At 64.9% G+C, this 26,603-nt stretch carries 19 protein-coding genes; 7 read left to right on the top strand and 12 right to left on the bottom strand.

Features of this window, described 5'->3' with window-relative positions:
- Position 1: 1 nt before the first annotated feature.
- Entirely contained in the window at positions 2-1,687 is a 1,686-nt protein-coding gene (locus NLM15_RS30385; protein WP_375166944.1) for a GspE/PulE family protein, read from the bottom strand.
- A gap of 222 nt (positions 1,688-1,909) precedes the next feature.
- On the opposite strand from NLM15_RS30385, the gene gspD reads away from it, so the two are divergent.
- Both gspD and NLM15_RS30395 read left to right on the top strand, forming a co-directional pair.
- Positions 1,910-4,195, top strand: coding sequence for a type II secretion system secretin GspD (gene gspD, locus NLM15_RS30390; protein WP_254121457.1), 2,286 nt, complete (start codon positions 1,910-1,912; stop codon positions 4,193-4,195).
- A gap of 4 nt (positions 4,196-4,199) precedes the next feature.
- The gene (locus tag NLM15_RS30395; protein WP_254121458.1) at positions 4,200-4,796 is read left to right on the top strand and encodes a prepilin peptidase; all 597 of its coding nucleotides are present in this window, start codon (positions 4,200-4,202) and stop codon (positions 4,794-4,796) included.
- 239 nt (positions 4,797-5,035) lie between these two features.
- Here NLM15_RS30395 and NLM15_RS30400 read toward each other — a convergent pair whose 3' ends face one another.
- The 3 genes from NLM15_RS30400 to NLM15_RS30410 form a co-directional block, all read right to left on the bottom strand.
- A complete protein-coding gene (locus NLM15_RS30400) occupies positions 5,036-7,540 on the bottom strand; it encodes a hypothetical protein (protein ID WP_254121459.1) in 2,505 nt (834 codons plus the stop codon).
- Positions 7,541-7,846: 306 nt separating this feature from the next.
- Positions 7,847-9,907: a LamG-like jellyroll fold domain-containing protein gene (locus NLM15_RS30405; RefSeq protein WP_254121460.1), complete on the bottom strand. Its 2,061-nt coding sequence runs from the start codon at positions 9,905-9,907 to the stop codon at positions 7,847-7,849.
- A gap of 414 nt (positions 9,908-10,321) precedes the next feature.
- Entirely contained in the window at positions 10,322-10,783 is a 462-nt protein-coding gene (locus tag NLM15_RS30410) for a tetratricopeptide repeat protein (RefSeq protein WP_254124496.1), read from the bottom strand.
- Positions 10,784-11,217: 434 nt separating this feature from the next.
- On the opposite strand from NLM15_RS30410, the gene NLM15_RS30415 reads away from it, so the two are divergent.
- Complete coding sequence (locus tag NLM15_RS30415) at positions 11,218-11,547, top strand: hypothetical protein (protein WP_254124498.1); 330 nt, start codon at positions 11,218-11,220, stop codon at positions 11,545-11,547.
- 145 nt (positions 11,548-11,692) lie between these two features.
- A complete protein-coding gene (locus NLM15_RS30420) occupies positions 11,693-12,886 on the top strand; it encodes a CaiB/BaiF CoA-transferase family protein (protein ID WP_254121461.1) in 1,194 nt (397 codons plus the stop codon).
- Positions 12,887-12,952: 66 nt separating this feature from the next.
- Here the strand turns inward: NLM15_RS30420 and NLM15_RS30425 are convergent, their stop codons facing one another.
- From NLM15_RS30425 to NLM15_RS30460, 8 genes are all read right to left on the bottom strand, one after another.
- On the bottom strand, positions 12,953-13,834 hold the full coding sequence (locus tag NLM15_RS30425) for an outer membrane protein (protein ID WP_254121462.1): 882 nt from the start codon (positions 13,832-13,834) through the stop codon (positions 12,953-12,955).
- Between the two features lie 152 nt (positions 13,835-13,986).
- Positions 13,987-15,513, bottom strand: coding sequence for a tripartite tricarboxylate transporter permease (locus NLM15_RS30430; RefSeq protein WP_254121463.1), 1,527 nt, complete (start codon positions 15,511-15,513; stop codon positions 13,987-13,989).
- Positions 15,514-15,524: 11 nt separating this feature from the next.
- Positions 15,525-16,067, bottom strand: coding sequence for a tripartite tricarboxylate transporter TctB family protein (locus NLM15_RS30435; RefSeq protein WP_254121464.1), 543 nt, complete (start codon positions 16,065-16,067; stop codon positions 15,525-15,527).
- Between the two features lie 198 nt (positions 16,068-16,265).
- Positions 16,266-17,252 carry a Bug family tripartite tricarboxylate transporter substrate binding protein gene (locus NLM15_RS30440; protein ID WP_375166876.1) on the bottom strand — a complete coding sequence of 329 codons (987 nt, stop codon included), beginning with the start codon at positions 17,250-17,252 and terminating at the stop codon, positions 16,266-16,268.
- 132 nt (positions 17,253-17,384) lie between these two features.
- Positions 17,385-18,182, bottom strand: a complete 798-nt coding sequence (locus NLM15_RS30445; protein ID WP_254121465.1) for an enoyl-CoA hydratase/isomerase family protein — start codon at positions 18,180-18,182, stop codon at positions 17,385-17,387.
- A 49-nt stretch (positions 18,183-18,231) separates the two neighbouring features.
- On the bottom strand, positions 18,232-19,431 hold the full coding sequence (locus tag NLM15_RS30450) for an alanine--glyoxylate aminotransferase family protein (RefSeq protein WP_254121466.1): 1,200 nt from the start codon (positions 19,429-19,431) through the stop codon (positions 18,232-18,234).
- Positions 19,432-19,555: 124 nt separating this feature from the next.
- On the bottom strand, positions 19,556-20,839 hold the full coding sequence (locus NLM15_RS30455) for an MFS transporter (protein WP_254121467.1): 1,284 nt from the start codon (positions 20,837-20,839) through the stop codon (positions 19,556-19,558).
- Positions 20,840-20,893: 54 nt separating this feature from the next.
- Positions 20,894-22,096, bottom strand: a complete 1,203-nt coding sequence (locus tag NLM15_RS30460) for an alanine--glyoxylate aminotransferase family protein (RefSeq protein WP_254121468.1) — start codon at positions 22,094-22,096, stop codon at positions 20,894-20,896.
- A gap of 134 nt (positions 22,097-22,230) precedes the next feature.
- Between NLM15_RS30460 and NLM15_RS30465 the strand changes: the two genes are divergently transcribed.
- The 3 genes from NLM15_RS30465 to NLM15_RS30475 all read left to right on the top strand — a co-directional run bounded on the left by NLM15_RS30465 (position 22,231) and on the right by NLM15_RS30475 (position 26,472).
- Positions 22,231-22,968: a GntR family transcriptional regulator gene (locus NLM15_RS30465; RefSeq protein ID WP_254121469.1), complete on the top strand. Its 738-nt coding sequence runs from the start codon at positions 22,231-22,233 to the stop codon at positions 22,966-22,968.
- A 107-nt stretch (positions 22,969-23,075) separates the two neighbouring features.
- Positions 23,076-26,051, top strand: a complete 2,976-nt coding sequence (locus tag NLM15_RS30470; protein ID WP_254121470.1) for an FAD-binding and (Fe-S)-binding domain-containing protein — start codon at positions 23,076-23,078, stop codon at positions 26,049-26,051.
- The gene (locus NLM15_RS30475) at positions 26,044-26,472 is read left to right on the top strand and encodes a heme-binding protein (protein WP_254121471.1); all 429 of its coding nucleotides are present in this window, start codon (positions 26,044-26,046) and stop codon (positions 26,470-26,472) included. Before NLM15_RS30470 ends, NLM15_RS30475 begins: the two co-directional genes overlap by 8 nt.
- Positions 26,473-26,603 lie beyond the last annotated feature (131 nt).

Consider the following 26,603-nt stretch of genomic DNA (forward strand, 5'->3'; position numbering starts at 1 on the left):
TCTAGCGCACCGTCGTGACGCGGAAGACCTCGGGCACGGTGGTGAGCCCGGCCCGGCATTTGGCGACCGCATCCTCCAGCATCGTCGTCATGCCACTCCGCATCGCAGCGGCATCGATCGAATGGGAGTCGGTCTGCGGGCCGATCAGCGTGCGCACCTCGTCGGACATTTCCAGGATCTCGAACACGCCGTTGCGGCCGCGATAGCCGGTGCCGCCGCAGCGCTCGCAGCCGCCGGCCTCGTGCACGACCTCGCCGCACTTGAAGCCGATCACCCCAAAGCGCGGATCCCTGGCGAGATCGGCCTCGGTCAGCGCGTGCGGCACCTTGCAGCGGTCGCAGAGCATGCGCACGAGGCGCTGCGCGACCACCGCGCGCAGCGTGGACTTGAGCAGGAAACCCTCGATGCCGAGATCGATCAGGCGCGGCACGGCGGCCGCCGCGGTCTCGGTGTGCAGCGTCGTCAGCACGAGATGGCCGGTCAGCGCCGCGTGAATAGCGATATGCGCGGTCTCGGCGTCGCGGACCTCGCCGACCATGATCACGTCGGGGTCCTGGCGCACGAAGGCGCGCATGGCGGAGGCAAATGTCAGCCCGATCGACGGCTTGACCTGGGACTGGTTGATGCCGGGGATCTCGTACTCGACGGGATCCTCGATGGTGAGGATCTTGCGCGTCGGCTCGTTCAGGATCGACAGCATGGTCGCCAGCGTCGTGGTCTTGCCGCTGCCGGTCGGGCCCGTGACCACGACCATGCCGTGCGGCATCGCGAGCAGTCGCGTCATCACGCTCTCGTCGCGCGCGGCGAGACCGAGCTTGCTCATTTCCAGAAGACCGCGGTCGCGCGGCAGCAGGCGGATGACGGCGCTCTCGCCATGCTGCGTCGGCATGGTCGCGACGCGAACGTCGATCTCGCTGCGCCCGACGCGCACGCGGGCGGCGCCGTCCTGCGGCAGGCGCCGTTCCGCGATGTTGAGGCTGGCGAGAATCTTGATGCGCGAGATCAACGCCTGAGGCGGGATGCCGTGCGGCGACGGCAGCGCGCGCAACAGGCCGTCGACGCGCATGCGCACGACCAGCCCGGCGCGGAACGGCTCGACGTGGATGTCGCTGGCACGCAAATCCACCGCGCGCTCCAGGAGGTCGTTGAGCGCGCGCACCACCGGCGCGCCGCTGGCGAGATCGCGCAGGCTCTCGATGTCGTCGTCGGACTGCTGCCCCGATCCGGCGCTGTCGCTCGCACCAGCTTCGTCAGCGCCAGCCCGCTGGTCGAGAGCTGTCGTAATATCTTCATATGACGCGACGACAATGTCGACACGTGCGCTGAAGACAATCTCGGCGGCGCGGACGGCGGCTGCGTCCAAAGGATCTGCAATCGCTAGTCCATAACCTCCACTCGAAGAGCGGAACGGAAAGATGGTCGATTCCCGCAGGAATCTGCGTGAAAAGCCGTCGAGGCAGGGCGTGGTTGACAGCAACTGCGGAAGACCCAGTCGCGGAAGGCGAAAATATTCTGCGACCTCGTCAGCAAACTCGGCTGAAGAGAGAGCCATCGTTTCCCACAGTTCGCGAAGCGGCCGACTCCGTTCAGCATTCGACGGACCATTCAGGCCCACAAGCGCGCGCGGCGGTAACGGATACTTTGCGAGAAGGTACTGTTCGAAGGTGTCGGCGGTGACGTCCTGCACAACGTTCACCACGTTGCGCTTGTTAGCAATCCGTCCATCTGTCCCGCTCGCAACCGTGCAGCCCGCGATCGAAATACTAGCAAGAAATGGTCGCGGCGCAAATTTTAGTGCCTGCGAACTATGAAGGATCCGACAAATTTTTCGCTTACTCGCAACGGCGGCGGTCATATTTTGTTCAAAGTAGTCCGCCTGAGTCTACGCCTGCGCTCAGCGTCAACTCGCATGCTGATGCCTTTGCTATCTGCCGTTCTTTTGACGTCCTGCATCGTCACGGCCGATCAATCGATCGAAGCCGATCCAAACGACCCGCGCGCCCAGGACGTCGCCGACAAGGTCCGCTCCCTCGATCTCCAGCCGCGGCAACCTTCGGATGCAGGCGCGGGCGGTGTTGCGCAAGCAAAATCGTCGAGACCCGCGATCTATCTCAGCGATGGTACCACGCCGCAAGGCGGCGCACTTCCCGAACGGGACGATGCCGGCGGCAGCGGCTACGACCTGAATTTCGAGAACGCGCCGGTCGCCACCGTCGCAAAGGTCATCCTCGGCGACGTCCTCAACGTCGGCTACACGATCGACCCGCGCGTGCAGGGCACCGTGACGCTGGCCTCGGTGCGGGCCGTGCCGAAGGCGGACGCACTCTACGTGCTGGAAAACGCGCTGCGCATGTCGGGCGTGGCACTGGTGCGCGACCGCACCGGCTATCGCCTGCTGCCGGCGCCCGAAGCCGGCCCCGGCGGCGTCGATCGCTCGATGAACGCCGCAGCCGGCCAGGGCGTCACCGTGGTGCCGCTGCGCTACGTCTCGGCGCAAAACATCTTCAAGCTGCTCGATGCCTTCGGCGTGAAGGCCGCGACCATGCGTCCCGACAGCGCCCGCAATACGCTGATCGTCAGCGGCAGCGGCAGCGACCGGGCGACCGCGGTCGACACCATTCTGTCCTTCGACGCCGACTGGATGCGCGGGCAGTCGGTCGGCATCTTCCCGGTGCGCAATTCCTCGCCGGAGCCCGTCATCTCCGAGATCGAGAAGATCATGGATTCCGGCGAAGGCGGCATGAGCCAGAACGTGATCAAGCTCCAGCCGATCGCGCGGCTCAACTCCATCCTCGTGGTGAGCCAGAAGCCGGAATATCTCAAGCGCGCGCAGACCTGGATCGCGCGGCTCGATCGCTCCGACACCGAGGGCGTGAACCTGAAATCCTATCCGCTTCGCTACGGCAATTCCAAGGTGGTCGTGGCAATGCTCAACGACATGCTGCTCAACCAGAGCTCGATGAGCAACTCGACGCTCGACAGCGCGTCGAGCCAGATTGCGCCGGGCGCCGGACCGTCGACGACGACCTCCACCAATCCCATCGCCTCGCTGAGCGCAATGCCGACCGCCGCCGCTGGAGCAACGACGCCGGTCAGCGGCCCGGCCGGCTTGGCGCTCGGCGCCCGCCCCGCTCCGGCGGCCGCGACGCTGGCGCAGGACACCGGCCTCGGCGGACTGGGGGGCGGCGCAAAACCCGGCGTCAACGCCATCCTCCAGAACGTGCGGATCACGGCCGACGTCACCAACAACGCCGTGCTGGTCTACGCCAACCAGGAGGCGCAGCGCATCGTCGAGCAGACCATCCGGCAGATCGACCGGCCGCAGCGCCAAATCGCGATCGAGGCGACCATTGCCGAGGTCACGCTGAACGACCAGCTGAACTATGGCGTGCAGTTTTTCCTGGCGAGCCAGAAAGGCTCGATCTCCAACACCATTTCAGGCATCAGCAACAGCGCCACGATCGGCAGCAACACCGAACCGACGAGCAACGCGGTCAATGCCGCCGCCGGCGCCCTGCTCGGCCGCGCACTGCCCGGCTTCAATTTCCTGATCGGCTCGGAAAATTCGCCGCGTGTCGTGCTCGACGCGCTGCATGGCATCACCAACGTCAAGGTGCTGTCGAACCCGTCGCTGGTGGTGCTCGACAACCAGCCGGCGACCTTGCAGGTCGGCGACCAGGTGCCGTTCTCGACCGGCACCGCGACCGTGCTGACCGCCAACAACACCGTGGTCAACACCATCGACTACAAGAACACCGGCATCATCCTGCGCGTGCTGCCGCGCGCCAACGCCAATGGCAATGTCGTGCTCGACATCGAGCAGGAAATCTCGAGCGTGGCCGCCGGCAGCGCCAACTCGCTGACGCCGACAATCTCGCAGCGCCGGGTCAAGAGCTCGATCGCGGTGACCAGCGGGCAGACCGTGCTGCTCGCGGGCCTGATCAGCGAGACCGAAAACCGGCAGCGCCAGGGCCTGCCGATCCTGGATTCCATTCCCGGCGTGGGCGACGCCTTCTCGCACCAGACCAACGCGCGCAGCCGCACCGAGCTGATCCTGTTCATCCGCCCGACGGTGATCAAGGACGGCGTCGATGCGCATGTCATCGCCGAGGAGATGCGCAGCAAGATGAACAGCCGCCTGGTCGGGACCAGCAATCCCGTGGTCACCGTGAGCCCGCCCAGGGCGGCGCGCTAGCCGCGTGACGGACGAGGCCGCACACGAGGAGACGGGCCCTGCGCTCGCACTCAGCGTCGCCCTGCTGCTGGGCGTCTTCGCAAGCCTCGTCACCGCACCGGGCGCGGAAGGCATTTTCGGTGCGTACCTCGCCGCCCTGATGCTCGCGATCGCGGCGAACGATGCCCGCCACTTTCTGATTCCGAACGAGCTGACGGCGGCGGCCTTCGCACTCGCCTTGCTCCGCGCCAGCGCGTTCGTGCCTGATGTTGGCGTCGAGGCCCTGCTCTGGCCGGTGGCCCGCGCGGCCGCCGTCGCGCTGCCGCTGCTGCTGCTGATGGTGTCCTACCGGCGCTGGCGCGGCCGCGACGGGCTTGGGCTCGGTGACGTCAAGCTCGGGGCGGTCTGCGGCGCCTGGCTCGATCTGGCCACCGTGGTCGCGGTGATCGAGCTTGCGGCGCTGGCTGCGATCGCGGCTTATCTCGCCAATGCTGCGCTAAGGCGAGAGCGGCTCCGCGGCACGGCTTTCCTGCCGTTCGGCCTGTTCCTGGCTCCGGCGATCTGGATCGGCTGGCTGGGCGAGACCTGGTACGCCAACTGGCTCGGCGGCTGGCCGGGCTAGAGCGTTTTCGAGCGAGGCGGATACCGGTTCGCGTGAAGAAAACGCATCGAAGCAAGAATCCAGAGCTGAGGTTCTGGTTCAATCAGAACCGATAACGCCTTAGGATCGCTTCGCAAAAGCGGCGACTGCCGTTCTGCCAAAACGAACGGAGAGAACCCGAAGGGGCGTGCCGATGAGGCAAGCCCCTTCGTGATCTGCTTCCGTTTGCCGAGCCGATCAGCCTCGGCTTCGCTCTCGGCTTACGCCGCGTGCGAGATGGAAAGCTGGGCCTGAGGCTGATCCACCGGATTGGTGATGAGCGAACCACCATGGCCGTCCGCCGCGAGGGCGAAGTCCGCGGCGTTGTACTGGCCGAGCAGTTGCAGCGAGGCGGTATGAGTGCCGTCGGTGATCGTCAGCGTGCCGCCGGTATTCCCTGCGTTTGCCGCGTAGGCAAGCGAGGTGGTCTCGCCGAAGGCGATGTCGCCGAGGTCGAGTTCCACGCCATCCTGCCAGCCGGCAACCGTCCCGCTGAAAGCCGACGACTGGTTGAGGACGAGCCTTGCCGATGCGCCACCGAAGGTAACATCGGTCAGTGTGCCGCCGGTGTGCACGTGTTCGAGACCGTGCGCACCGATGGTGGTGCCGCTGGCGCTGCCGCCGGCACCGACATGCTGCTCACCGGAGGCGATCATGGTGTCGCTCGCCGTGCCCCAGACGTACTGAACACCGCCGTCGATGGTCGTGCCGCTGGCGTTGCCCCAGTCGATCTGCACGCTGCCAGCATTCAGGATCGCACCGATGGCTGTTCCGTCCGCGTAGACGCGCTGCTCGCCGCCATCGTTGACGGTGGTGTGCAAAGCCGTGCCGTGGACAGCTTGCACGCCGCCGCTGCCGATCACCGTCTGGTCGGCGGTGCCGCCATAGACCGCCTGCATCCCGCCCAGGACAGTGGTGCCGGTCGCCGTGCCGCCGGTGTAGATGTCCTGCTCGCCGCCCGCGACGATCGTTGTCGTGCTGGCGGTGCCGCCGTCCTCGATCACTTGCCGGCCGCCAATCGTCGAACCGGTCGCGATGCCATAGACATAATCCGTAGCGCCGTGGATCACGGCAGTGTCGCGCTCCGTACCCCAGTTGATCTGCATGCCGCCGGCGTTAAGGGTCGTACCGATCGCTGTTCCGCCCGCATAGACGTGCTGTTCCGCGCCGTTCCCGATGACGTAGCCGGTCGCCGTTCCGTAGATATATTGATGGCTGCCAGCCTCGAAAGTCCGGCCGCTGGCGGTGCCGTAGACGTAGTTCGACACACCGGTGTTGCCGGCCGCGTCGGTGACGACAAGATCGATGGCGGTGTTGAACAGGTCCCAAGACAAGTCGGCGCTCCAGGCGCCGTTGCTGCCGACGGTTGCCGTTGTGCTCCAGCCGCCGACTTGCGATGTGCCGTCGCGCAGCGTGAGGGTCTGACCGGCGGCGTCCACGTCCACTGAACCGGCGAGCGTCGCAATCCACGGACTTGTGGACGTCACGGCCGACAGGACCGGCACCGGCTTCACGGTATCGACCGAGAAGACCTGCGCCTTGACGTCGGATCCGTTGGCATCCTGCCAGGTGACGACGAAGCGGCCGTCGGCATAAGCGGCGATCGAGGGATGCAACTGGTTGGAGGTCGTGCTGGTGTTGACCAGGAGTTCGGTCCCGACCTTCCGGCCATCCGCGGTGAACACTTGCAGCTTGATGCTGCTGCCGCTGGCATCCCCGCCGGCGCCGCTCCAGTCCTGCCAGGCGACGACGAAATCTCCGTTGCTGAGCGCGGTCACCGTCGGCGTGAACTGGGAGTTGACCGTCGTGGTGTTGACCAGGAATTCGCCGCCGACCTTGCTGCCATCGGCCGCGTAGATCTGCGCCTTGATACCGCTGCCGCTGCTGTCGCCGCCGACCTTGCTGAAATCGTACCAGGTCACGACGAAGCCGCCATTGGGCAGCGCCGAGATGGTCGGCTTGAGCTGGTCGGAGGTGGTGGCGGTGTTGACCATGAATTCCGAGCCGACCTTGCTTCCGTCGGCCGCAAAGATCTGCGCCTTGATGCTGGTCGCATCGCTGTCGCCGAGCGTTCCGCTGAGATCTTCCCAGGTCACCACAAACCCGCCATTGGCCAGCCCAGTGATGGTCGCGTTGTCCTGGCTGCCACCGGTCTCGGTATTGACGAGGAATTCCGAGCCGACCTTGCTGCCGTCAGCCCCGAACAGCTGCGCCTTGATGCTGGTGCCGTCGTCGTCGCCGCCCTCGCCGCTGTCATCGGTCCAGGTGATGGCGAAGCCGCCATTGGCTAGGCCCGTCACGGTCGGCGCGAACTGCGAATAGGAGGTCGAGCTGTTGACGAGGGTTTCCGACCCGACCGGCGTGCCATTGGCCGAAAACACCTGTGCCTTGATGCTGGTGCCCTCGCTGTCGCCGAGCGTCTGGCTATTGTCGAACCACGTCACGACGAAGCCGCCATTGGACAGGCCCGTGATCACGGGCGCGAGCTGGCCGTCGGCGGTCTCGGTGTTGACGCGGAATTCCGAACCGACCTTGCTGCCGTTCGCCGCATAGACCTGCGCCTTGATGCTGGTACCGCTGGCATCGCCCAGCGTTCCGCTGGCGTCGTCCCAAGTGACCACGAAGCCGCCATTGGCGAGCCCGGTGACGGTCGGCGCCTCCTGGCTGCCGGTCGCATTGGTGTTCACGGAGAATTCGGAGCCGACTTTTACAACGGGAGCAGCCATAGTTGTGGATCGCTTTCATTCAAACTGTGCCGGCCGCGGATGTCGTCCACTGGCCGACGGCAAGGTTACGAGAGCGTCCGTATTGCATCGCAGTTTATCATATTTTTGATGATACGTTATGTATTATGTGAATGATGCGATCATGGGTGCGGACAGCAATAGTGCGCCTGCAAGGGTCGTGCGGCAACGCTTGGACAACGACCGCGCACTCGCGTCGAACGAGCGACGCAAAACAAAAAGTGGAGCTCGTTGCAACGAGCTCCACTTAGTCTGAGTCGGTGATCGCGTCGCCTTGACGCGATCAGGTCAGGTCCGGCGCGCGGTCAGCCACTGATCGCGACCGATCGGACGGTAGACCATGCGGATCTCTCCGACCGCCCCGAAGAAGCCGTCGGACAGCACGCCATCCCACCAGCCGGCTCCGAGGATCCAGGGCTTCGGCGTGCTCTGCGAGCGCATGCCGATCGCCGCATTGCCGACGTTGCGCAACACCGGCGCGCCGTCGATGTACAGCGTGGTGGTGAGGGTCGCCGGGTCGTTCACGATCGCGATGTGATACCAGCTGTCGCGGATGATCTCGCCCGACCAGTTGGTCTGCGCGTAATGCGAGACGGACGCCGGCACCACTTCCCACTGCACTTCGCGCAGGTTCGAGATGGCGAACAGGACGCTCGATGCCTCCGGATCGCCGCCCTGATAGCCACCGGGGACGTTGCCGCGGTTGCCGACGCGACCGAGGATATTGCCCCATTTGTGCAGGTTCGCGGTCCAGCCGGCCGGGATCTTCACGAAGGCCTCGACCGTGTATCCGTTCCAGAAGCTGCGGCCGTTGAGCGAGGCGTCTGCCGCCGTCAGGAAGGCGTTGAGGCGACCGACCGTGTTGTCGGTGTTGAGAAACACCACGCTGCCTGCGGCGGACGACAGACGGTGCTTGTCCGTGCTCCAGACGACGTCGCCGAGCTGGGCGGATGCGACGAGCGCCGCACGCATCAGGTTGTTGCCGCCGGCGACGTCAGGCAGGATCCCGCCGATCGGGACGACCTGACCGTCGACGAGCGCGGAAGGCGCGCGCCAGTGCGCCACGGTATCGGCGACATGAGGATAGTCCTCGGTATCCACGGGCAGCACGACCTCCGGCGTCGGCGGATCGACATAACCGGCGAGCAGGTCGGCGCGCACGGTCGGAATGATCGCGGGTCCGGTCAGCACCTTGCTCGGGCTGAAGCGCGTGAACCGGGCGAAGCGGTTCTTGAAGTTGATCGGAATCGAGAAGCTGTTGTTCGGCGCCGTCAGCTCGGCATGATCGAACTGGTTGAGCGTGTTCTTCGGCTTCTGCACCACCCAGGGCGAGAACGACATCACGTCGATCTTGTTGTTGGTGAAGTCGACTTCGTAGAGCCGCATCATGGCGTTGCCGCCCTGATAATCCATCTGGTAGTCGACCACCATCTGGTGGACCGGATTGCCGAAATTGTTGGTCTTGGCGAGATACGACGCGCCATGGTAATGGCCGTTCAACGTCATGAAGATCTGATCCTTGTCGCGGATCAGCGTCTCCCACAGCATCTTGCCGTAATCGGTCTCCAGCGGCGTCAGGCCGTCGCTGTCGATGTTGAGCAATTGGTGGTTGGAGAGAATGACCGGCAGCGACGGGTTGCGATCGATCACGTCGCGCGCCCAGGCGATGGCACCGTCCGAAATGCGCCAGGACAACGACAGCACCATGAACTTCACGCCGTTGGCCTGGAAGATATGGTATTCGTGGAAGCCGCTGCTGTCGCGCTCGCGGAATGTGGACTGCTGCGCTGCGCGGATGCTCGGGAACCACTTCAAAAAGGGCTCGGCGTTGAGGCTGCGCTGGGCGTCGGTACCCGAATTCTGATCCCAGGCGTTATGGTAGTCGGTGTCGACGATGACGTCGTGGTTGCCGGCAAGGATCGAATAAGGGACCTTGGCATCTTCCAGCTTCTTCATCGCAGCGTCGGCCACGATCCACTGGTTCGGCTTGTTCTGCTGGTCGACCACGTCACCCAGATGGATGACGAAGCGGATGCCATATTTGGCGGCGTTGTCGGCGATCCACTGAGTCTGCGCGTCGTAGGGCGTCGAGCCATAGGCCTTCTGAAATTGCTGGCTCTCGTCGGTCGTCGCGTAACGCGAATAGAACTGCGTGTCGGGCAGCACCGCGATCGTGAAACTGGTCAATGACGGACTGCTGGTCTGCGCCTTTGCCGCGCCGGCACCAAGCGCCAGCACGGACAGGCTGGCAGCGCCCTGAAGGACCGCGCGGCGATCGATCACGTGGCGCGTGGAATTGTTGCTGCCGGAAGGATCGTTTCCAGCGCGGTCGATATCGTCATTGCTCATAGAAGAATGCCTGTTCCTACTCGGTCGAAGTTTCGACGGTAGGCGGGTCTCTAGCGATGGAAATTAACATTCAAATTAAGGAAATATATCATAACAAATGTTATCAAACGATCTCACCGCGATTGGCCGTCAGCCGGCAGCATCCCCTTCGAGGCGGGATGAGCGTTTCGATCCGGATCGATTCTTCAGTGCCGAAAAAAGCCGGTCATCGTCCCGACGGGCGTGACAGCCGCACCGGGCATTCCATTTGCGGGGTGCGATACACCAAGGCACGACGATATCTGGATAAATCGTCATTCCGGCGCAGGCACGAGGCGACGCCCCGGCGGTCACCTTCTACTGTGCATGGGGTTGTTTTCGACTTTTTTGTTTTGGGGGGGCGCGGACAATCCGTCGAAGGACAGGCGCCGGCGGTCATTGCTCGCGGCTCGGCGCCCATTCCAGCGCCCGCAGGCGAGCCTGGGCGATCTCTCCGCGCGTCATCTTGGTGGTGACGGCATCGCGGATCCGGGCCCGCGCCTCGCGCGCCGGCGGCGGCGAGGCGGCCGTCGACAGATTGAGCCATTTGGAAGCCTCGACAATGTCCTGCGGCACGCCCTGGCCGCGGTCGTAGAGCAGCCCCAGCGAATATTGGGCGCGGGTGTCGCCCTGCTCCGCCGCGCGGCGGTACCACATCGCGGCTTCCGTGTAGTTCAGCGGCACGCCGCGGCCGGTCTCGAACAGGAAGCCGAGATAGGTCTGCGCCGCGCGATTGCCGCGCTCGGCGAGCGGAAGGAAGATGCGGGAGGCCGTCCCATAATCCTGGCGCTGGAACGCGGCGACGCCCTGGCGCAACGACTGGGCGTGGGCGGGCGCGGCGAGCACAAGCGCAAGCATCGGCAACAGCCAAAGTCCTCGTCGTGTCGAGCCTCGCATCCGTCCCCGCAAAACCGTCCGGCGAAGCCCCGATCGAGGGTCTTCATCTCACCCGCTTGCCTACCTGCATCGCCAGACTAGTGCACGGATACTGGAGAATCCAGAGTTGCAGTGAGGACGCCGATCGATCAGATCAGATGATAATCGCCGACATGGTGCTGCGCTATCTCGGACACGTTGTCGAACACGACATGAGCGTCCGTCATGTCCGTCAATTGCTGGGCCTTGGCCGCCAACACTGAAACGAGCTGCGGGTCGCGGGCGGGTGATTCTAGCTTCAGAGGCTTGTCTTAAATTTGGTGTCCGTGCCTGACCCCGTAAGCCATAAATTCCATAGTCATACGTGCGGACACAACGCAGGTTCCGCCTGCGACTATGTTTTATAAAGGGACATGATGAAACTCGGCCCATTGTCAGCCGGACTGATCGGTGCCCTGGCGGTGTTCGCCGGGCCGGATCGCATGCCCATCGGAGAACAGCCTGTCATGGTCGGGAAAGCCAAGGCGGACGACAGCGCCAAGGAAAGTGCCAAGGGAAGCCAAACGGAGGGAGGACGCGCTTCCTCCATGCCAATGGCCCGCGATCCTTCCGCCGCGGTGGCGGAGGAATACGAAGCCGCCCGCCGGAAGGGAACCCGGGAGGCGTTCGAGCTCTTCATTGCACGGCATGGCGATGACCCGCTGGCCGAGCGGGCGCGCAGCGCGCTGAAGCGCCTGTCGCGCTGATCCCCTTCACCCGGTGCAGCCAGCCAATCAGGCCGGCCCCCGTCAGGCATTGCATTTTGACAGGCGGCATCCGCGCCGGCGCAGACTTGCCGCATGATGTTTCGGCACTATGGTGGCTCTGCAATCTGTCCCGGAGCCTTTCACGATGCCCTTTCCGCATGCCTCGGCAGCCCTGTCGCGCTTCACCGTGCTCGATCTGACCCGCGTCCGGTCCGGGCCAACCTGCGTGCGGCAGCTCGCGGACTGGGGCGCCAATGTCGTCAAGATCGACGCGCTGACCGAGGATGCCGGCGGCGAGCAGCCTGGCGGGCCGCGGCGGGGTTCCGACTTCCAGAATTTGCACCGCAACAAGCGGGCAATGACGCTGAACCTGAAGGATGAGCGCGGGCTCGCAGTGTTCAAGCGCCTCGCCGCCAAGGCCGACGTCGTGGTCGAGAACTTCCGTCCCGACGTGAAGAACAAGCTCGGCATCGATTATGAGAGCCTGCGCGAGATCAACCCGCGCATCGTCTATGGCAGCATCTCCGGCTTTGGCCAGGACGGGCCGTATCACAAGCGCCCCGGCTTCGATCAGATCGCGCAGGGCATGGGCGGACTGATGTCGATCACCGGCGCACCGGGGGAAGGACCGATGCGGGTCGGCATTCCCGTCGCCGACCTCACGGCCGGCCTGTTCTGTGCCATGGGCATCCTCACCGCGCTGCTCGAGCGCGAGGTGTCGGGCAAGGGCCAGTGGGTGCAGACCTCGTTGCTGCAGGCCCAGATCTTCATGCTCGACTTCCAGGCCGCACGCTGGCTCATGGAGAAGGAGGTCGCCAAACAGGCCGGCAACAACCACCCGACCAGCATCCCGACCGGCGTGTTCAAGACCTCGGACGGCTACATCAACATCGCCACGACCGGCGGGCGGATCTGGGAGCGTTGTGCACAGGCGATCGGCGCCCCTGAGCTCTACAGCCATCCCGATTATGCGACGGCGCCGGCCCGCTCCAGGAATCGCGACGCGCTCAACGCCGAGATCGAGAAGCGCACGGTCGCGAAGTCGACCGAGACCTGGGTCCGCGATCTCAACGACGCGGGTGTGCCCTGCGGGCCGATCTACGCCATCGACCAGATGTTCGAGGATGCGCAGGTCAAACATCTCGGCATCGCGCAGGACGTGCCGAACGACGAGGACCGTCACATCCGACTGGTCGGTCAACCCGTGACGCTGTCGCGGACGCCGAGCAAGATGGTGGCGCGGCCGCCGGAATTCGGCGAGCAGACCGACGAGGTCTTGAAGGAGTTCGGCTTCGGCGCGGACGAGATTGCGAAGCTCCGGGACGGCAAGGTGGTGTGAGGAAGACAGAAACGACAAAGCCCGGCGCGAGGCCGGGCTTTGCTTCATGTTGACGCCTTTGTTGACTTAGTACTTGGCAACCACCGGGCCAGCGAACTGATAGTTGATGCCGGCGCGCAGGATGTGGTCGGTGAAGTGCGAGGAAACGTTGGCGCTGATCGGCAGGGCCGGCGACAGCGTGAACGGACCGGACGAGAAGCGGCCGAGATCCATGTAGAGGTACTCGAGCTTGGCGCTCCAGTTCTGCGTGATCTTGCCTTCAACACCGACGCCGGCGGTCCAGCCGACGCGCGTGGTGGACGTCGCGCCGACCGACGAAATCGGACCGAAGGGCGCGACTGTGCTGAAGCTGGACATGGTGCCCGTGGTCTTGATCTCACCGAAGGCCAGACCGCCGGTGCCGTAGAACAGCACTTTCGGAGTGGCCAGGATGCCGACGCGACCGCGAACCGTGCCGAACCACTGGAGCTTCTGGTCGATCGCCAGGGTGGTGCCGGCGAGGCCGCCGGGCGGAAGGAACGTAAAGGTGGGAAGACAGGGGCCGGCGACCGGCGCGGCGGCAGTGCCGACGCAGGAGAAGGCGGTGCTGCCCTTCTCGCCCGACCATTGCAAGTCGCCCTCGATGCCGAACACCCAGTTGGCGCGCTGCCAATTGTAGCCCGCCTGGCCGCCGGCGATACCGCCATTCATGTCGAACGAGGCATTGGTGATGGACCCGGCCGGAGGTGCGATCGGCGCGCCGGTTGCCGAGTTGAAGTAGGAGGCGTCGGAGCGCGAGCGGCCCCAGCTATAGCCGCCATTGCCGCCGACATAGAAGCCAGTCCAGCTCCAGACCGGATCGACCATGACCGGCGCCTTGACGTAGGGCCTTGCCGCAAGATCGGCCGCCAGCGCGCCCGTCGCGAACAGCGACATCGCTGCCGCCATTCCAATCACTACCCGCTTCATGGAGATTCCCCCTTCCGCCCAAATCTGCGATCAAAATATACGCCGAGGGGCGCCGAAGGGCTGTGCCAGGCCAGCAACAAGCGGAAACAATCGGGGCGTGTGGCACTCCGGACTACGACGACATCACCAACTTACGCCGTTGAATCCACGAATTATTCGGGTTTTACCCGATGTCGCTTTAGTCCCTGTGTCAATCCGACGCGGGAAAGCAGACCATCGATCACCGGCCAGAACAACAGCACAATCGCCAAGGTTGTGATCGAGCCGACTAGGCCGTTCGACCAGAACACCTTGAGATTGCCGCCGGAGCCGATCATCGACAGGCGGAAGGCATCCTCGGCGCGGTTGCCGAGCACGAGCGCCAGGGTGAACGGCGCGAGCGGGATGCCGATCTTCTTGAAGACGTAGCCGACGACGCCAAAGCCCAGCATCAGCCAGATGTCGAACATCGCGTTCTGGATCGCATAGGCGCCGATCGCACAGGACACCACGATCATCGGCGCCACCGCGGCGAACGGCACGCGCAGGATCGAAGCGAAGATCGGCACCGTCGTCAGCACCAGCACGAGGCCGACGACATTGCCGAGATACATCGAGGCGATCAGGCCCCAGACGAAATCCTTGTGCTCAACGAACAGCAGCGGGCCCGGATTGAGTCCCCACACCATCAACCCGCCGAGAAGGATCGCGGCCGTGCCGGAGCCGGGAATGCCGAGCGCCAGCATCGGCAGCAGCGCCGAGGTGCCGGAGGCATGCGCCGCCGTCTCCGGCGCGAACACGCCCTCGATGCGGCCCTTGCCAAAACTCTCGGGATCCTTGGCGAAGCGCTTTGCGAGGTTGTAGCCCATGAAGGAGGCCGCGATCGCACCGCCCGGGGTAATGCCGAGCCAGCAGCCGATGAAGGACGAGCGCAGCAGCGTCACCCAGTATTTCGGTAGGTCCTTCCAGACACCGAGCACGACGCGAAGCGAGATGCTGGCGGCGTGGCCGCGCAGCGCCAGTCGCTCCTCCATCGTCAGCAGGATCTCGCTGATGCCGAACAGGCCGATGACGGCGACGAGGAAGTTGATGCCGCGCAAAAGCTCGGCCGAGCCGAAGGTCATGCGCAACTGGCCGGACACGGTATCCATGCCGACGCCGGCGAGCAAAAGACCGAGCGACATCGAGATGACCGTCTTGTGCTTGGCCTCTCGGCCGAGGCCGACGAAGGAGCAGAAGGTCAGCAGATAAACCGCGAAGAACTCCGGCGGGCCGAACTTCAGCGCAAAGGACGAGATCATCGGCGCGAGGAACGTGATCAGCAGCACCGCGACCAGCGAGCCGATGAAGGAAGACGTGAACGCCGCGGTCAGCGCCTCCGCCGCCCTGCCCTGCTGCGCCATCGGATAGCCGTCGAACGTGGTCGCGACCGACCAGGCCTCACCGGGGATGTTGAACAGGATCGAGGTGATCGCGCCGCCGAACAGCGCGCCCCAGTAGATGCAGGACAGCATCACGATCGCCGAGGTCGGATCCATCGTGAAGGTGAGCGGCAGCAGGATCGCAACGCCGTTGGGGCCGCCGAGCCCCGGCAGCACGCCGACGAAGATGCCGAGCACCAGCCCGACCATCATCAGCACGAGCGTCTTCCACGTCAGCAGGACGGCGAAGCCATGAAGCAAGAGACCGAGAGCTTCCATCGCGGATCCGCCTAGTGGCCGAAGGCCGCTTCGAGCGGCCCCTTCGGCATGATGACGTCGAAGGCGATGTCGAAGGTGACGAACATGATCGCCGTGAACAGGAAGGCGGTGAGCAGCGACTTCCACAGCGCGATCTTGCCGACGAGCCGCATGAAGCCCGCGATCAGCAGGAAGCTCGCGACGTAGAGGCCGAGGAACTGCATCACCAGGCAGAACAGCAGCGTCGGCGCGAACACTGCCATCACACGGCGCGCCTGCGCACGCGTGACGAAGCTTTCGGACGCCGCGCGGTGCGCCACGAACGCCGCAATGAGGCCATAGAGGCTGCCGCCGCCGAGGATGACGGAGAGATAGAACGGAAAATAGCCGGGCTCGGGCCCGGTCGAATCCCAGGAGGCGCCGGTGCGCCAATTGTCGTAGCCGAGCGTTGCGGCCAACGCGAGCAACAGCAGACAGACGAATATCTCGATCGTGCCGGAGGAGACCACGGAGGGCGAGTCGTCTTCAGGCGCGGTCGGGTCGTCGACGACGATTTCAAGATCGGGTTGGGACATGAGCTGACAACAAACGCTGCGGCTGATCCCCTCGCCCCGCTTGCGGGGAGAGGGTTAGGGTGAGGGGGAGTCTCCACGGGGACGGTGAGATTTGGACTCGCGGAGAGTCCCCCTCACCCGGATTGCGCTGGACGATGCTTCGCATCGCCAGGTGCAATCCGACCTCTCCCCGCAAGCGGGGCGAGGCGAAGAAGACAGTTACTTCGCGACGAATCCGGCTTCCGTCATCAGCGACTTGTTGGTGGCATCGTCCTCCTCGAGGAATTGCACCATGTCCTTGCCGGTGAGGAAGATCGGCTTCAGCGCCTGCTTTTCCATGTAGTCCTTGTACTCGGCGGTCTGCGTCACCTTGTGGAACAGATCGACATAGAACGCCTGCTGCTCCGGGGTCACCTTGCCGGGCAGGAACATCGCGCGCAGCATCAGGTACTGGACGTCGACGCCCTCCTCCTTGCAGGTCGGGATGTCGGCCCAGGACTGCGTGTCCGTGACCTTGCTGGTGTAGGAGATGCGCTCCTTGTCGAACACGCAGAGCGGCCGCACCTGGCCCGCACGCCAGACTTCAAGGTTTTCGGACGGGTTGTTGACGTTGGATTCGGTGTGGTTGCCGACGAGCTGGGTCGCGGCCTCGCCGCCCGACTTGTAGGGCAGATAGGAGAACTTCGCGCCGGTCTTCTGCTCGAGGAAGACGGTCAGCACGTGGTCCTCGCGCTTGGAGCCGGTGCCGCCCATCTTGAACGGCGAGCTCGCCGCCTTCGCGGCTGCGACGAATTCCTTCACCGTCTTCGGGCCTGCGCTGTTGTCCCACAGCACGAACTGGTCGAGCGCGATCACGGAGACCGGGGTCAGTTCGCGCCAGTTGAACGGGATCTTCGCCGACAGCGGCAGCATGTAGATCAGCGAATAGGCGATCAGCACCTTGTTCGGATCGCCCTCGCTCGACTTCATGTACATCAGCGCTTCCGCGCCCGAGGCGCCGCCCTTGAGCGAGACGACCATCGGCTGCTTCATCAGATTGTTCTTCTGGATCGCGGCCTGCATCATCCGCGCCATCTGGTCGGACGCACCGCCCGCACCGGCCGCCACCACGATCTCGACGGGTTTGGTCGGTTCCCAGCCGGCAAAGGCCGGCGTGCTCAGAAACAAGGCCGTCGCAGCCCCGACGGCTTTCACTGGAATTCGCACGAGTTTCGTCCCCTGGTTATTATTGGCTTTGTGATGCCGGGAAATTTATCGATGCATTGTGCGGACTAAAGGTTGCGAGTTCAAGCCGGCGGACATTCCGCCGCATATGACTTTCGGCTGACGAAGCGCGCGCTATCTGCCCTTCCAGTTCGGCGCGCGCTTGTTGAGGAAGGCGTCCATGCCCTCGCGGAAATCCTCGCTCATATAGGCCTTGAGGATCAGATCCTCGCCGTCTTCGCGCGACAGCGTGCGGCGGATGCGGCGCACCGCCTCCTTGGTCGCTTCCAGCGTGAGCGGCGCGTGGCTCGCGACGAGCTTTGCGGTCTCGTCGGCACGGCGCTGCAGTGTCTCGACGTCGGGGACGACCTCGTTGAGCAGGCCGAGCGACAGCGCTTCCTGCGCCTCGACGAGGCGCGCCTTGAAGATCAGATCCTTGGTGCGGGCCGGACCGACCAGCGAGACGACACGGCTGATGTTGGACATCGACAGGCAGTTGCCGAGCGTGCGTGCGATCGGAAAGCCGATGCGCGTCGTCTCGGTTCCGATGCGAAGGTCGCAGCAGGCCGCAATGCCGGCGCCGCCGCCGGTGCAGGCGCCCGCGATCGCCGCGATCACGGGCACGCGGCACTGCTCGAGCGTGCCGAGCACGCGGTCGATGCGGGCCTCGTAGTCGAGCGCGTCCTGCGCGGTTTTGAACGCACGAAACTGAGAAATGTCGGTGCCGGAGGCGAACGCCTTGTCGCCGGCGCCGGTGAGGATCAGCGCCTTGATCGAGCGGTCGGCGTTGATCTCCTGGCAGATCTCCGCCATGCGGTCATACATGGCGAAGGTCATGGCGTTGCGCGCCTGGGGGCGGTTGAAGGTGATCCGCGCGATGCCGTCCGTGACGGAGTAGAGCAGGTCTTCGTTGGCGGTCGTCGGTGCGTTCATCGCGCGCTCACTTCTTCTTCAAATTAGATAGATCAAGCCACCTGGGCCGTTAAGCTACCTGGGCCTTGGCCATCGGCACCACGTCGCGTCCCTTCAGGACGTCCATGGCCGCCAAGACGCCGCCGCTCCGATGCGGGATCTTTGCAAGATCCAGGCCCATCTCGACGCCGGCGAGCGTACCCATCAGCATCAAATCGTTGAAATGGCCGATATGGCCGATGCGGAACACCTTGCCCTTGACCTTGTTCAAGCCGGTGCCGAGCGACATGTCGAAGTTTTCGAGCACAACCTTGCGGAAGGCGTCGGCGTCGTGGCCGTCGGGCACGCGCACGCCGGTCAGCGCCGGCGAATGCGCGGCGGGATCGGCGCACTGTGTCTCCAGGCCCCAGACCTTGGCTGCGGCACGCGTCGCAGCGCTATGGCGCTTGTGGCGGGTCCAGACGTTCTCCAACCCTTCTTCTTCCAGCATCTTGACCGCTTCGCGCAGGCCGTAGAGCAGATTGGTCGCGGGCGTATAGGGGAAGGTGCCGAGCTTGTTGAAGCTAATGACCTCCTGCCAGTCCCAATAGGAGCGCATTCCGGGGTTGGCCTTGGCGACGGCCAGCGCCTTCTCCGAAACGGCGTTGAAGCCGAGGCCCGGGGGCAGCATCAGGCCCTTCTGCGAGCCCGCGACCGAGACGTCGATGCCCCACGCATCGTGCTCATACTCCATCGAGCCGAGGCCGGAGATGGTGTCGACCATCAACAGCGCCGGATGCTTGACGCGGTCGAGCAGCTTGCGCACTTCGAGCGGCGGCGTCACGCAGCCGGTCGAGGTCTCGTTGTGGACGACGCAGACCGCCTTGATCGTGTGCTGCTTGTCGGCGACAAGACGCTTCTCGATCTCGGCGAGATCGGCGCCATGGCGCCAGTCGCTCGGGATGAAGTCGACCTCGAGCTTGAACTTGTCGGCGATGCCGCGCCACAGCACGGCGAACTGGCCGGTTTCACACATCAGGACCTTGTCGCCGGGCGCGAACACGTTGACCATCGCCGCTTCCCAGGCGCCGGTGCCGGACGAGGGGAAGATGATCACGGGCTGCTGGGTGCGGAACACACGCTGCATCGAGGCGAGGACCGCGAAACCGAGCTCGGCGAACTCCGGACCGCGATGGTCCAGCGTCGGCATGTCCATCGCCCGCAGCACCCGGTCGGGCACGTTGGTCGGTCCTGGAATCTGTAAGAAATGCCTTCCAGTGTGCACGGTCATCGGCGTCCTTCCCGTCTAGCCTTGGTTTTGATGGCCGCCGAATAGCACCATTTGACCGGCTTGTCCCCTCTCCTAAAGGCGTCTTCCATGCATTACCGGCGGCCCTCGCCCTGGCCCGCTCCCCCTACTCCGCGGCCACCACCTTTCCGGTCGGCAGGCGCTCCTCGGCCTCCGCGAACGGGCGCTCCGGATGCATCAGGAAGGCCGAGAAGCCGCCGAGCAGCAGCAGCCCCATCGACATCAGGAACGGCAGGTACCAGTTGCCGGTCGCGTCGATCACGAAGCCGGCAACGAGCGGGGACACGATGGCGGCGAAGGCCGAGCCGGTGTTCATGAGGCCCGAGGCGGTCCCGGAATATTTCGGGGCGATATCCATCGGGATCGACCACATCGGGCCGATCACCAGTTCGGCGCAGAAGAAGCCGGCCGACAGGCACAGCGCGACGGTCGTGATGTCGTGGACGAACAGGATGGGAAACAGCGAGAGCAGCGCCCCCGTAAATCCCGCAACGGTCACGCTCAACCGGGCCAGACGGACATTGCCGGTGCGATCGAGGATCTTGTCGGAGAGCACGCCGCCGACGCTGTCGCCGACCACACCGGCGAAGAACACGCCGGAGGCAAACAGCGCCGAGTTCTTGATGTCGAGATTGTAGTTGTTCTTGAAGAACAGCGGCAGCCAGTTGAGGTAGAGCCACAGGCACCAGCCGTAGCAGAAATAGGTCAGCGTCACCGGCCACATGCGCCCGAGCAGTGGGCCCCATGGCACGCGCGGGCGCTCGCCGGCCGGGCGCGGCGGCAGTGCGGCGAGCTCGGCATCCGTGATGGAGGCGTGCTCCTTCGGCTCGTTGCGGAAATACCAGACCCAGACGACGCCCCAGACGAGACTGACGAGGCCGAGCACGACGAACGCGCCGCGCCAGGTCAGCCACAGGATCAGGAGCGCGACCACCGGCGGCGTCACCGCGTTGCCGAGCCGGGCGAAGGAATGCGTCAGCCCCTGCGCGAAACCGCGGCGGTTCGCCGGCGTCCAGTATTGCATCGCGCGCGTTGCGGTCGGGAACGTCGCGCCCTCGCCGAAGCCGAGCGCAAAGCGCGCGACGAACAGCGCGGCAAGGCCGTTGACGAAGCCGGTCGAGATGGTGGCGACCGCCCAGATCATGCCGCACCAGAACAGCGTCTTGCGCGGCCCGAAGCGGTCGCCGACCCAGCCGCCGATCACCTGGAACAGCAGATAGGGGTAGGCGAAGGCGGAGAAGACGAGGCCAAGCTGGGTGTTCGACAGACCCAGCTCCTTCTGGATCTCGCTCGCGGCGGTGCCGATGTTCACCCGGTCGACATAGGTGATGAAGTACATCGCGCAGAGCATCGCCAGCACGACATGCGTGGCCTTGAATCGAACTCCCATCTCCATCCTCCCCGATTTGTTGTTATGATTGTCGCCCGCCTGCCCCCCCGCGATCTAAGTGCCGACCACCTTCAGATGCGGCGAGGCATTGCCCTGCGGGCGCTGCTCCAGAAGCTTCATCGCGACATCGACGCCGCCGGAGCGGTGCGGCACGCCCGCAACCGACAGGCCCATCTCCACGCCGGTGAGCGCGCCGAGCAACGTCAGCGCGTTGCATTCGCCGAGATGGCCGATGCGGAAGACTTTTCCGGCCACCTTCGACAGGCCCGAGCCGAGCGACATGTTGTAATTGTCGAGCACGATCTTGCGGAACTGATCGGCGTCATGGCCCGGCGGCATCAGCACCGCGGTGAGCACCGGCGAGAACTCCGAGGGCTCCTGGCAGAGGATCTCGAGGCCCCAATGATCGACCGCCGCACGCGTCGCGGCAGCGAGCCGCTGATGCCGCGCGAACACGTTGTCGAGCCCCTCTTCGAGCAGCATCGCGATCGCCTCGCGCAGGCCGTAGAGCAGATTGGTCGCCGGCGTGTAGGGGAAGAAGCCGTTGGCGTTGGGCTTGAGCATTTCCTCCCAGTCGAAATAGGAGCGCGGCATCTTGTTGGTCTTCGCCGCCGCGCGGGCCTTTTCCGAGATCGCGTTGAAGCCGAGACCGGGCGGCAACATGAACCCCTTCTGCGAGCAACTGACGCTGACGTCGACCTTCCATTCGTCGTGGCGGTAGTCGACCGAACCGAGCGAGGAGATGGTGTCGACCATCAGCAGCGCGGGATGCGAGGCGCGGTCGATTGCGGCACGGATCTCGGCGATGCGGCTGGTCGCGCCGGTCGAGGTCTCGTTGTGCACGACCATCACGGCCTTGATCGCGTGTGCCTTGTCCTCGGTGAGCCTCGCCTCGATCACGGCCGGATCGGCGCTGCGGCGCCAGTCGCCGGGCACGAAGTCGACCTCGATGCCGAAGCGGCCCGCCATCTGGCGCCACAGGGTGGCGAAATGGCCGGTCTCGACCATCAGCACCTTGTCGCCGGGCGACAGCGTGTTGACGATCGCGGCCTCCCAGGCCCCAGTACCCGACGAGGGGAAGATGATGACCGGGCCCGTGGTCTGGAAAATCTTTTGGCTGCCTTCCAGGACAGTGCGGCCCAGCTCACCGAATTCCGCGCTCCGATGGTCGATGACCGGCATGTCCATGGCGCGCAGGACGCGCTCGGGGACCGGGCTCGGGCCCGGAATCTGAAGGAAATGGCGTCCCTGATGCATGAAAACCTCCCTGTCGGCGGGTTCTGGCCGGCTCTGGTCGCCATTTTTGCATTCATTTTTTGTCCTTTCAATCGAATTTTGGTATTCGATTGTGGACGTCGACGCGATCAAACGAGCAAACTATTGTGCTGCAAATGAAATCCACGATTCCCGACACCGGGGTTCCGATCACCCCGCCCGCCACAAATGGCGGCGACCGCCAGGAGGCCTCGCTTCACGGCGAGATCCTGCTGCGGCTGCGCGACTACGTGGTCGAGGGCAACATTCCCGACGGCGCGCGCGTTCCGGAGCGGCAGCTCTGCGAGATGCTCGGGATCTCCCGCACGCCGCTACGCGAGGCCCTGAAAGTGCTCGCCGCGGAAGGCCTGATCGAACTCCTGCCCAACCGCGGCGCGCGCGTGCGCCAGCTCAGCCAGCGCGACCTCGAGGAGCTGTTCGACGTGATGGCGGGGCTCGAGAGCCTGGCCGGCCGCCTCGCCTGCGAAGCCATTACCGATGCGGAAATCACCGCGATCGAGCAGCTGCACTACGAGATGTACGGCCACTATCTGCACCGCGACATGCACGGCTATTTCCAGACCAACCAGCGCATCCACGAGAGTATCGTCGCGGCCGCGCGCAACGAGACGCTAAAGATCGCCTACGCCAACTTCGCCGGCCGGATCCGCCGCATCCGCTACTCCGCCAATTTCGCCCGCAAGCGGCAGCGCTGGGCGGAGGCGATGCGCGAGCACGAGACCATCCTCGATGCACTGCGCCGCCGCGCTGCGAGCGAGCTCAGCGATATCCTGTTCCTGCACCTGCGCAACAAGCGGACGGCGGCGATCGAGCACCTGACCGAGCCCCAGGACGGCGCGCCAGCCTCGCCTTGAGGGGCGGCCAGCTTGCTCATTTTGAATTCATAATATAATCGGTCAGAAACAAGAATGAATACTCCAACCGGGCCTCAGCCCCTCGTTGGATCACTCCGGGACCAAGGATGACGAACGCCTCCTCGCTCGAACGGCGCCTGCGCGCGGAAATGACCGGCGACGTCCTGTTCGACGGCTTCAGCCGCGGCCGCTACGCCACCGACGCCTCGTTCTACCAGATCATGCCGGCGGGCGTGGTGGTGCCGCGGACCATGGATGAGGCGCTACGGGCCCTCGCGATCGCCCGCGACGAGGGCCGCAAGGTCACCCCGCGCGGCGGCGGCACCTCGCAATGCGGCCAGACCGTCAATGACGGCCTCGTCGTCGATCTCTCGAAACACCTCAACCGCATCCTGTCGCTCGACGTCGAGGGCCGCACCTGCGTGGTCGAGCCCGGCATCGTGCTCGACGACCTCAACCGCCAACTCAAAAAACACGGCCTGTGGTTTCCGGTCGACGTCTCCACGGCCTCGCGCGCCACCATCGGCGGCATGGCCGGCAACAATTCCTGCGGCGGCCGTAGCCTGCGCTACGGCACCATGCGCGACAACACGCTGTCGATGGAGGCGGCGCTCGCCGACGGCACGCTGAGCCGTTTTGGCGAGGTCTCGCGCGATCTCTCGGATGGCGACGGCGGCGAGACCATGCGTGCTCTGTTCCGCGACATGCTCGATCTCGGCGCGCGCGAGGCCGAGGAGATCGCCGCGCGCTTTCCAAAGGTGCAGCGCCGGGTCGGCGGCTACAATCTCGATGCCCTGACGCCGCGCAACGCGCGCAACAACATGGCGCATCTGCTGGTCGGCTCTGAAGGCACGCTCGCCTTCACCACCAAGGTCGAGCTGAAGCTATGGCCGGTGATCCGCAACAAGGGGCTCGGAATCTGCCATTTCGGCAGTTTTTACGAGGCGATGGATGCGGCCCAGTACCTGGTCAAGCTGAAGCCGATCGCGGTCGAGCTGGTAGACCGTACCATGCTCGCGCTCGGCCGCGACATCGCGATGTTCCGTCCCATTATCTCGGCCGCGATCAAGGGCGATCCGGACGCCGTGCTGGTGGTCGAATTCGCCGAGGAGGACCAGGCGGACAATCTCGTACGCCTCAAGGAGCTCTCCGAGCTGATGAGCGATCTGGGTTTCGGCTGGAATAACGACAGGCGCAAATGGGGCGGCGTGGTCGAGGTCACCGAGCCCGCGCTGCAAAGCGGCATCGCCGATTTCCGCGCCGCCGGCCTCAACGTCATGATGTCGATGAAGCAAGAGGGCAAGCCGGTCTCCTTCGTCGAGGACTGCGCGGTGCCGCTGCCGCATCTCGCCGACTACACCCAGCGGCTGAACGAGGTGTTTGCGAAGCACGGCACCAGCGGCACGATGTACGCGCATGCCTCCGAAGGCTGCCTGCATGTGCGCCCGGTTCTGAATTTGAAGCTGGAGAAGGACGTCAAGGCGATGCGCGCCATCGCGGAAGAGGCCTTCGAGCTGGTGCGCGAGTACAAGGGCTCGCACTCCGGCGAGCATGGCGACGGCCTGGTGCGCTCCGAATTTCATGAGACGATGTTCGGCGAGCGCCTCGTCGCCGACTTCAAAGAGGTGAAGCAGCGCTTCGATCCCGACGGCGTTCTCAACCCCGGCAAGATCGTCGATGCGCCGAAGATGGACGACCGCTCGCTGTTCCGCTTCAAGCCGGACTATCGCGTCGCGGAGCTCAAGACAAAGCTCGACTGGTCGGCTTATCCCGGCGCCGGCGGCGGTTTCCAGGGCGCGGTCGAGATGTGCAACAACAACGGCGCCTGCCGCAAGCTCGAGGGCGGCGTGATGTGCCCGTCCTATCGCGCCACGCGCAACGAGAAGGATGTCACGCGCGGGCGTGCGAACAGTTTGCGGCTCGCGATCTCCGGCCAGCTCGGCCCTGATGCGTTGTCTTCCGACGAGATGATGGAAACGCTAAAACTTTGCGTCTCTTGCAAGGCCTGCCGCCATGAATGCCCGACCGGCGTAGACATGGCCAAAATGAAGATCGAGGTGCTGGCCGCGCGCGCCGCCTCGCACGGCCTGACGCTGCGCGATCGACTGGTCGGCTATCTCCCGCGCTATGCCGGCGTTGCTGCACGCTTCGCGCCGCTGGCGAATCTGCGCAACCGCAGCCCACTGCTCCGAAAGCTGTTCGAGCGTTTTGCCGGCATCAGCGCCCGCCGCGCCCTGCCCGCCTTCCGCAAGGACGTGTTCGTGCCGCCGGCCGAAGCCGTCGGACCGGAAACCGGCCGCGAGGTCGTGCTGTTCGCCGACACCTTCAATCGCATCTATGAGCGCGAGAATCTCGATGCGGCGCTACGCGTGCTCGCGGCGGGCGGCTATCGGGTGCACCTGCCAAAACCTGCGAGCGGCAGCCGCCCGCTCTGCTGCGGCCGCACCTTTCTGTCAGCCGGTCTTGTCGACGAAGCGAAGTCCGAGCTTGACCGGCTCGTCTCCGCCTTTGCGCCGTTCGCCGCGCGCGGCGTGCCGATCGTCGGCCTGGAGCCGAGCTGTCTGCTGACGCTCCGCGACGAGCTCGCCTCGCTGCGCAAGGACGATGCCGCCAAGGCCGTCGGCGCCCACGCCCTGACCTTCGAGGAGTTTTTGGTGCGCGAGGCCGAGGCCGGCCGGCTGCAACTGCCGCTCGGCACCGTGGCCGACAAGGCCGTGGTGCATGGGCATTGCCACCAAAAATCCTTCGGTGCCTTCAAGCCGGTCGAGCAGGTGCTGCGCCTAGTACCCGGCCTGAAGGTCGAGACCATCGAATCGAGCTGCTGCGGCATGGCTGGCGCGTTCGGTTATGGCGCTGACACCTACGACGCCTCGATCGAGATGGCCGAGCTGTCGCTGCTGCCCGCCGTGCGGCGCGCGGACCAGAGGACACTCGTCGTCGCCGACGGCACCTCATGCCGGCACCAGATCCACGACGGCACCCAGCGCGAGGCCCTTCATGTCGCGCGCGTGCTGGCGATGAGCCTTGATCGTACTGAGACCAATTCCACTTCTCTCGCTGCAAAGGAAACCAGCCATGGCTGAACTCACGCTCGACACCGCCCGCAAGATTCTCGACGCCGCCCTGGCCAAGGCCGGTGAGCTGAAGCTCAAGCCGCTGGTCGTCACCATCCTGGACGCACGCGGCGTGCTCAAGAGCGCCGCGGCGCAAGACGGCACCAGCCTGATGCGCGCCGAGATCGCCCACGGCAAGGCCTATGGCGCGCTCGCCATGGGCATGGGTTCACGGGCGCTGTTTCAGCGCGCGCAGGAGCAGGCCTATTTCATCGACGCCGTGAACACGATTGCAAAGGGCGCACTGGTGCCGGTTCCCGGCGGCGTGCTGATCATGGATGGTACGACCTTGCTTGGCGCCGTCGGCGTCTCCGGTGACACTTCCGACAACGACGAAGCCTGCGCGGTGGCGGGCATCCAGGCTGCAGGGCTGAAGGCCAACGCGGGCTAAGATGCCGTAGGGTGGGTTAGCACTGTGGGCGCGCAAAGCGCGGCCCGCAGGTCGTACCCCACCTCTTCTTCCGCGGCGACAGACAGTGGTGGGTTACGCCGAGCAGATGCACTTCGTGCATCTGCAGGGCC

It is taken from the genome of Bradyrhizobium sp. CCGB20 (assembly GCF_024199855.1).
In the GTDB taxonomy this organism is placed as follows: domain Bacteria; phylum Pseudomonadota; class Alphaproteobacteria; order Rhizobiales; family Xanthobacteraceae; genus Bradyrhizobium.

Excerpts from the sequence above, each read along its gene's own strand:
- gspD (WP_254121457.1), top strand. The coding sequence starts at position 1,910 with ATGCTGATGCCTTTGCTATCTGCCGTTCTTTTGACGTCCTGCATCGTC.
- NLM15_RS30400 (WP_254121459.1), bottom strand. The coding sequence starts at position 7,540 with ATGGCTGCTCCCGTTGTAAAAGTCGGCTCCGAATTCTCCGTGAACACC.
- NLM15_RS30405 (WP_254121460.1), bottom strand. The coding sequence starts at position 9,907 with ATGAGCAATGACGATATCGACCGCGCTGGAAACGATCCTTCCGGCAGC.
- NLM15_RS30410 (WP_254124496.1), bottom strand. The coding sequence starts at position 10,783 with ATGCTTGCGCTTGTGCTCGCCGCGCCCGCCCACGCCCAGTCGTTGCGC.
- NLM15_RS30415 (WP_254124498.1), top strand. The coding sequence starts at position 11,218 with ATGAAACTCGGCCCATTGTCAGCCGGACTGATCGGTGCCCTGGCGGTG.
- NLM15_RS30420 (WP_254121461.1), top strand. The coding sequence starts at position 11,693 with ATGCCCTTTCCGCATGCCTCGGCAGCCCTGTCGCGCTTCACCGTGCTC.
- NLM15_RS30425 (WP_254121462.1), bottom strand. The coding sequence starts at position 13,834 with ATGAAGCGGGTAGTGATTGGAATGGCGGCAGCGATGTCGCTGTTCGCG.
- NLM15_RS30430 (WP_254121463.1), bottom strand. The coding sequence starts at position 15,513 with ATGGAAGCTCTCGGTCTCTTGCTTCATGGCTTCGCCGTCCTGCTGACG.
- NLM15_RS30435 (WP_254121464.1), bottom strand. The coding sequence starts at position 16,067 with ATGTCCCAACCCGATCTTGAAATCGTCGTCGACGACCCGACCGCGCCT.
- NLM15_RS30445 (WP_254121465.1), bottom strand. The coding sequence starts at position 18,182 with ATGAACGCACCGACGACCGCCAACGAAGACCTGCTCTACTCCGTCACG.
- NLM15_RS30450 (WP_254121466.1), bottom strand. The coding sequence starts at position 19,431 with ATGACCGTGCACACTGGAAGGCATTTCTTACAGATTCCAGGACCGACC.
- NLM15_RS30455 (WP_254121467.1), bottom strand. The coding sequence starts at position 20,839 with ATGGGAGTTCGATTCAAGGCCACGCATGTCGTGCTGGCGATGCTCTGC.
- NLM15_RS30460 (WP_254121468.1), bottom strand. The coding sequence starts at position 22,096 with ATGCATCAGGGACGCCATTTCCTTCAGATTCCGGGCCCGAGCCCGGTC.
- NLM15_RS30465 (WP_254121469.1), top strand. The coding sequence starts at position 22,231 with ATGAAATCCACGATTCCCGACACCGGGGTTCCGATCACCCCGCCCGCC.
- NLM15_RS30470 (WP_254121470.1), top strand. The coding sequence starts at position 23,076 with ATGACGAACGCCTCCTCGCTCGAACGGCGCCTGCGCGCGGAAATGACC.
- NLM15_RS30475 (WP_254121471.1), top strand. The coding sequence starts at position 26,044 with ATGGCTGAACTCACGCTCGACACCGCCCGCAAGATTCTCGACGCCGCC.